Origin of the sequence: Methanobrevibacter sp. UBA188 (genome assembly GCF_905234905.1) — an archaeon.
GTDB lineage: Archaea > Methanobacteriota > Methanobacteria > Methanobacteriales > Methanobacteriaceae > Methanocatella.
Map to the genome: position 1 here is coordinate 6,581 of NZ_CAJOJM010000083.1, position 3,433 is coordinate 10,013.

4 protein-coding genes are annotated in these 3,433 nt (G+C 36.7%); 2 read left to right on the forward strand and 2 right to left on the reverse strand.

Going from position 1 to position 3,433, the window contains the following annotated elements:
• Nucleotides 1-222: 222 nt before the first annotated feature.
• Both QZ143_RS09510 and QZ143_RS09515 read left to right on the forward strand, forming a co-directional pair.
• The gene (locus tag QZ143_RS09510; protein WP_292883615.1) at nucleotides 223-687 is read left to right on the forward strand and encodes a GNAT family N-acetyltransferase; all 465 of its coding nucleotides are present in this window, start codon (nucleotides 223-225) and stop codon (nucleotides 685-687) included.
• A gap of 80 nt (nucleotides 688-767) precedes the next feature.
• The gene (locus QZ143_RS09515) at nucleotides 768-1,610 is read left to right on the forward strand and encodes an aldo/keto reductase (protein WP_292883617.1); all 843 of its coding nucleotides are present in this window, start codon (nucleotides 768-770) and stop codon (nucleotides 1,608-1,610) included.
• Between the two features lie 39 nt (nucleotides 1,611-1,649).
• Here the strand turns inward: QZ143_RS09515 and QZ143_RS09520 are convergent, their stop codons facing one another.
• Both QZ143_RS09520 and QZ143_RS09525 read right to left on the reverse strand, forming a co-directional pair.
• A complete protein-coding gene (locus QZ143_RS09520) occupies nucleotides 1,650-3,080 on the reverse strand; it encodes a radical SAM protein (protein WP_292883619.1) in 1,431 nt (476 codons plus the stop codon).
• A gap of 131 nt (nucleotides 3,081-3,211) precedes the next feature.
• Nucleotides 3,212-3,433 (reverse strand): hypothetical protein (locus QZ143_RS09525; protein WP_292883621.1); only part of this gene is annotated, 222 nt, incomplete at its 5' end.

The window sequence follows — 3,433 nt, forward strand, 5'->3', positions numbered from 1 at the left end:
GAATGCAGAGGAAACCATTGGATATATTACCAGCAGCAGACCGACAATTATGAAAAGCAGCCCTATAATTTTTTCCATATTCACATTATCACCTCCCAAGTTTGTAATTGCTTATTGTTATGTCCAAAATATTATATATTATTTTTGAAAAGAACATTCAAAGCAATAATTTCAGCCAAAAACTAGTTATTGGGTTGAAGGCAAATATATTGGATGAGTAACATGGATACTGTTTTTAGCGACGAAAAGGACGAAAGATTTCTGAAGCTTGTGGATGAGCTTGACCGAGGATATTATGAACGCATCGGCGATGAGCTGTCAAAATACGATAGCTATAATGAGTTTAAAAATCCTCATGTTGTCCTATTGGCATTGGATAATGGCACACCAATTGCATGTGCCAGCTATAGAGTTTTTGACAATGTTTCAGTTGAATTTAAACGAGTATATGTTAAAAAGGAATATAGAAAAAGAGGAATTGCATATAATCTGATTGTGCAGTTGGAAAAATCTGTGATAGAGAGGAATTTCAGATATTCATATATTGTAACCGGCAAAAACAATCACGCTGCAATAGGATTATACGAAAAGCTGAATTATGAATTGATAGATAATTTCGGACAGTTTAGGGATGATGATAGGGTTGTCTGTATGAAAAAGGAATTTGAACATCTACATCCTAAATAAATCGAAAATTTTTTTACACATAAAGTTAAAATAATTTGAAAATGAATAAATTATAATATTGATAATTATGGAGATAAAAAATGGATTTCAAAAAATTAAACAATAATGAAAAAATTCCATTTATTAGTTTTGGCGTTTTTGATATCAATCCGGAAGACACAAAAAAGGCAGTGCTTGATGCATTGGATGTTGGTTATACATCATTTGATAATGCGCAGGTTTACTATAATGAAAAGGAAGTTGGCCAAGCAATCAGCGAATCCGAAATTCCAAGGGATGATTTGTATTTGACCACCAAAGTTTGGGTGAGCAATTCCGGTTATGATAAGACAATGAAGTCAGTAAATAAGTCATTGGAAGATTTGCAAACCGATTATCTTGATTTATTGCTTGTTCATGTACCATTTGGAGATTATTATGGGTCATACAGGGCGCTTCAGGATTTGCAAAAGGAAGGAACCGCACTGTCCATAGGTGTTTCCAATTTTGATCCTGCCCGCCTTTTGGACTTGGACATGCATAACGATGTCACTCCGCAGGTTAACCAGGTTGAAACATCACCATACCACCAGCAGTATGGAGCAAATGAAATGATGAAAAAGTTGGGAGTGGCTCATCAAAGCTGGGGTGCTCTGGCTGATGGAGCAAACAACCTCTTTTCCAATCCTATTCTTGTAGATATTGCCGAAAAATACGGCAAAACCCCTGCACAGGTTATTTTCAGATGTCTGATAGACAGAGGCATTCCTTTTTCATGCAAATCACTTAAACCTCATAGAATGAAGGAAAACATTGACCTTTTTGATTTCAAATTAAATAAAAAGGAAATAGAAAAAATCAGACAATTGGATAGTGGTGAAGATCCATTTGAAGAGTATTTTAGTGCGGAATTGGTTGAAGATTTCTGTTCCGAAATAGTATAGCTTATTTTTTTGGGTATTCTTCCATTTAATGCCCTATTCTTATTTTCCCTTATTGACGTTTGTTTTATTGTAATCGGTATTTCCGTTGGTCTGCTTTTTGAGTATTGTTTTTGAAACACTTAAAATGGTTTTTAAAAGAACAAATCCGTCCTGTGAAACCTGGCGGATAAGATATGTCGGACGCAAATAGAACTTGAGGAATGCTTTCTTTTGTATGCTTCTAAGCTCTTTGCTTGTGCAGTCAACAGTTTCCAGCACAGGATTTAAAAGGGTGTACTTGGACCAGTCAGTAATGCTTATCAGATTCTTCTTGAATGTTTCGTTATAGAATCTGGTTCCGGGATATGGTGTGGCCAGACTGTAGAGGGCATAATTCGGATTCAGCTTTTTAACATAGTCGATTGTCCTTTGAATGCTTGAACGGGTATCTTCAGGCATTCCGATTACGCATGAAGCTATGGTTCTGATTCCAACTTTTCGGGCAAGCTTAAATGCATTTTCGGTTTTGGCGACTGTGATGTTCTTGTTCATCTTATCAAGTGTTTGCTGGTCTGCACTTTCAACGCCTATGAAAATGGTTATGCAGCCTGCATCCTTCATGGTTTGCAAAAGCTCCTCATCCAGGGTATCCACCCTTGAGGTGCAGCCCCACCAGAACTTAAGGTTGCGCCTTTTTATTTCACGGCAGAAGTCATAGACGAACCTTTTGTTTAATGTGAATGTATCATCCATAAATGCGATTGTGTCTATGTTTTCCTCCAGAAGTCTCATCTGGATTTCATCAACGACATTGGAATATGATCTTCTCCTTAATTTGTTTCCGTGAAGCGCAGCTGATGAGCAGAATGAGCACTGCATAGGGCATCCCCTTGTAGTGATTATTGTTGCAACATTGGTTGTGATATTGAGGATTCTGTACTTTTCCATTGGAAATAGGTGGAATGCCGGAAACGGCAGTTCATCCAAATCCTGTACGACAGGCCGGTCAGGAGTCAGCACCAGTGAACCGTCATTTTCATCGTGAAATGCCAATCCCTGAACCGTTTTCAAATCGCCATGCTTTTCGATTGTCTGAACAAGTTCCAATAGGGTGTATTCCCCTTCTCCCCTTACAACAACATCAACGCTTTCTTCCTCAAGAACGCTTTTGTATTCAAAGGTAGGGTGATATCCTCCCAATACCACAACTGTATCCGGTTTTACCTGCTTTATCTTATCGGCAGAATCCAGTGCAACTCCTATGGTAGGTGTCAATGCGCTGATTGATACTATATCAGGGTCTCTTTTTAAAATCTCCTCGCCTATTTCATCATAGGTCAGCTCAAGAGCACTTGCATCTATGACATCAACGTCATATCCGTTTTTCTCAAGGACCGCTGCCATATACCCGATTCCAAGAGATGGGGCTACAACACCTAAAAACTTGTATTTGGAGTTGGTTTGGGGAGGATTAATAAAGGTTATTTTCATCATATCACTTTTTTTTTAAAAGTTTTCAAGTTATTTAAAATAAAGTTTTCAATATATTTAAACTTTTTGAATACAATCCTATTATATTATATTGAATTTCATGTTAATGTTTTTTGTGAAGGGAAAAATAGTTAAAATGGCAACTGTAAACTTAATATTATATCTAAAGGATTTGTGATTATGTTTGAAAACAATACCAAAACAAGAGTATATGCATATCTGATGGGAATATTCTGTGCTTCAATAATAGTTTCCAATATATTGGCTACCAAAACATTGGAATTTGAATTTATAGCTCTGCCATGTTCAATATTGACGTTTCCGGTATTGTTCATAGTAAATGATATTCTTTC

What these genes read in the sequence shown, in the direction of transcription:
- QZ143_RS09515 (WP_292883617.1), top strand. Translation starts at nt 768, where the DNA reads ATGGATTTCAAAAAATTAAACAATAATGAAAAAATTCCATTTATTAGT.
- QZ143_RS09510 (WP_292883615.1), top strand. Translation starts at nt 223, where the DNA reads ATGGATACTGTTTTTAGCGACGAAAAGGACGAAAGATTTCTGAAGCTT.
- QZ143_RS09520 (WP_292883619.1), bottom strand. Translation starts at nt 3,080, where the DNA reads ATGAAAATAACCTTTATTAATCCTCCCCAAACCAACTCCAAATACAAG.